This window comes from Paenibacillus popilliae ATCC 14706 (assembly GCF_000315235.1).
GTDB lineage: Bacteria > Bacillota > Bacilli > Paenibacillales > Paenibacillaceae > Paenibacillus_B > Paenibacillus_B popilliae.
The window spans coordinates 1-3491 of record NZ_BALG01000322.1 but is presented as its reverse complement, the minus strand read 5'-3'; the positions used below and the strand labels follow the sequence as shown (position 1 = coordinate 3491).

Annotated in this window: 1 protein-coding gene and 1 pseudogene; one reads left to right on the top strand and one right to left on the bottom strand. The window is 42.8% G+C overall.

Annotation, left to right across the window (positions count from 1 at the left end; all coding sequences use genetic code 11):
• Positions 1–1112 precede the first annotated feature (1112 nt).
• Positions 1113–2072: a polymorphic toxin-type HINT domain-containing protein gene (locus PPOP_RS24630; protein ID WP_006287827.1), complete on the bottom strand. Its 960-nt coding sequence runs from the start codon at positions 2070–2072 to the stop codon at positions 1113–1115.
• 542 nt (positions 2073–2614) lie between these two features.
• On the opposite strand from PPOP_RS24630, the pseudogene PPOP_RS16715 reads away from it, so the two are divergent.
• Positions 2615–2854 (top strand): annotated as a pseudogene (locus PPOP_RS16715) (DDE-type integrase/transposase/recombinase); the annotation flags it as partial.
• Positions 2855–3491: the final 637 nt, after the last annotated feature.

Genomic DNA, 3491 nt, shown 5'->3' with positions numbered 1-3491 from the left:
GCAGTTGCCGGACTTCTGCCGTCTGAACTAATCTACATCGATCATACACTGGCCCCAATCTGACCGCTAGGTGGGGCCGATTTGACGTTCACGTTGAGAGCGCAAACGACAATGGTTTCCTAGTGGACATCCATTCCAGCACAGTGTTCTAACAAAACTTCTATGCTCTATAACCTCCATACAAAAGTAAGCATGGTGACGGAACAACTCGAATGTAAGCATTTTTATGTTCGCAGTATTTTGAATAGGGCAGGTTCAGGTCTGCAGCGGTTTGTACACAGAGTCGATCCTTACGGATTATTGGACGGGGTCGAACCCACCATAAATAGTAACGTACTTCTTCACCATGGTACTAGCAGTATGGGGTGAATCTTGCTCATACAAACCTTGCTACCATTTTCATGCTAGGTTTGCGAACGAGAGATCATGATTGTTTATTGGTTGAATGACGGGGTTATTTGGTACTGGTAGCCCCTCGAAACAAGGAAACATATCACTTTATAAAGCCTGACATCCTAAGTAATGTAATATTTGCAGGAAAAAGGAGTTCTTGATTTTGGAACTCTTCATTAGTTGTTGTATCAGTGAATGAGCACGTTTCACAATGTCTATACAATCTTTTGCTATCGATATCAGTAAGGATTCTAAGATGGTCACTGTTACATTGAGGACATACTACTGATGATGTAAAAGTTATAATATCTTTAACTAGGTTTGATATCCTTCTTAAGACTTCAAATTCTGACTTAGGTGCTCGACTAATGTAGCTTTCAACAATTAAATTGAAACTATCTCCTGTAGAACCAATAACGTACATTTCAGGATCAATTGTGGGGATGAATCGAAAAAAACTTTTTTCATTCTCCGAAAATTTGTAATTACTGCTTCGTTGCCCCTCGTTCAGTATTTGGTTAATAGCTACCTGATTATTTTTTACTATTTCAACTAATCGACGTAAAAAACTAGTCAAATTCATATCCTCTATTTCCGAGAACAGTTTCACTACCTCAGACCACAATATATTATTTACCCTTTTATTATTCATAATCAACAGCCTTTCACAAATTTATTATAGATGGGGGCAAAGTTATGCCCTCATCTATAAAAATGTATCATTTTGGAGCAGGTACTGGGAATGTGGTAATCAAATTTCCACGATTATCCGTTAAAACTTGTATCCATGTGGTTTGCGTACCACCAACGCCAGGGATACTTGGTTTTACAGTACCGACAATCTGTCCAGTATTAACTACACGAGAATACTGCCCCGAATCCAATACCATAACAGGTTTCTGAATAACATTTTTTCTACCTAAAATACTCTTCACTTGAGCCTGACTAACGGTGAAATTCCCTGCATTTTTCCCTGGAGTAAAGTGTCGGTCAACAGCATGTCCCCAGCCTGCATTTTGAGAAGGACTAAATCTAGTCGGGCCATTAGCGACGTTAATTCGATTCTGTACGACCCCGGGAACCTTCGTAACATCCCCCGTCCCCCTAGTTACATTCTTAGCGTTTTTCACAGCGCTTTTTCCGGCGTTTTTCGCGGCATTCTTCCCAGTGTTTCCTAACATTTTAGAAATTAGTTTAATCAATGGGCCGTTATTATGCGTCCATATTTCGGACTCCGTAACGAAGTAATTATGTACTCCTCCAACTTCGAAGTTATATACAGGCGTACTGCTGTTCTTCATCTCGATCCGGTCGATCGGATAGGACTTGCCTTCCGCATCTTGAAGCAGATCTCCCGTCTTCAGGTGGCTTGCTTCCACCCATCCTTGGCCATGCACCCAGAACGGATGCTCCCCGGTTGTCGTGATTGGAATTCCTTTGACGGTAATGTGATACGCCTCATCCGCTTGACTCTGGAATAACTGAACAACTCTATGATACTCTGTTTTTCCCGTTGTTTCATCTTTTGCCTGAACGAGATCCCCGACCCGGATTTGTTCAATCGGCTTGAATCCTACTTCGGTCATCACCAAATGGCCGCTCGTAAAATCCGCAAAAGCAAGAGGACGGCTTGTAAATGAAAGGGCAAAAAATAATAATAGGGCTATAAATTTTTTCATATTCTTCTCCTTTTTATAAAAGAAATTCAATCAATAACCACTTCTTTCCCCCCTCCTGTATGAGAGATTAGTATTTGTTGTTAAAAAATACCATTGTTGAGTATAACAAAACTGGTGATTTATGTGTTAAAATATTGTAATAATTACCTGACTGGTGGATTTTCGGCATGAATCAAGCTTGAAGGAAATGGAGGAATTGAATATATTGTGGTAGATATAGATATATTCACCGACCCCGCTTCCGCACCTCTTATCACGCATTCTTTCAAGACGTACAGATTACACTGATAAAATGACGAATATCGGAGGACTGTGTCAAAAGATGAGAAAACCTCTTTACGAAGAGACATACAAAAAAAGACTGTACAATATGTGAAAGAAAGCGGAAAGGCGGTGGCGGAAGTCGCCCGCGAATCGGAAATCGTGCAACATCAGGTGTTCAAGAAGGAAGTGGTTGAATATTTCGGCGGCTTTACGGGAGTCCCAAGGTCATGCAGAAGCTTCACCAGCAAGGAGTGGATGTATCCGAACGGAACGTGCACATGAGTGACCGAATGACGAAGGACCTTGTTATACAGGCACTGCAGCAGGCCCACGGTCGCCAGCAGCCAGAAGGCGAAGTGCTCCACCACTCTGACCGAGGCAGTCAGTACGCCTCCCACGATTACCAAAAGCAGCTTCGGAGCTATTCGATGAAAGGCAGCATGAGCCGCAGGGGAAACTGTTACGATAACGCTGGCATCGAATCGTTTCACAGTATCATTAAGAAAGAACTCATTTACTTCAGGCCTGTTGATTAACCACTAAATGGTAGAAAAAAAGCCGCCAGCTCGGTAAAATGTTTGTACCCTTACAAACGAACCGAAAGGTGGCGACTCCCATGCAAAAGTTTACCACGATCCCGTATATCCTTCAATCGATTCTCACACCAGATGAAGTAGAAATTGTGGTTAAAGGACTTGGCTATGTAGACAAGGCTCGGAAATTCACAGTATATCATTTGCTACAATATTGGTGCACGGCAGCTTCACAGGAGTGGCCAAAGTTACCGTGCTGGAGCAGATCTTGCTCCTTCGTGCGGTTTGACTCAGGTTCATTACTCGTGTTTTTCTGGCAGTGCCTCTGAAGTCCCTTTTGCTATATTCAAGGAATGCGGCGAAACTCCAGGTTGTAACGCACAGTGAACGCAGATGTAGCCTCGTTACACGCAATTCCGGTGGCTGAGACGGTCGATAACGCGCGAAAGCAGCAAGAACGTAAGCGTCAAACCAATCCCACCTGTGCATAGCAAGTCAAAACAGTCACAATGAATTCATCACGCATATGAAAGGATGGATTCAAAATGGAAACGAGTTTACAAGCGTTATGGACGGAGCGCATTACCGCTTATCAGACCAGCGGGCAAACGATGAAAGCCTG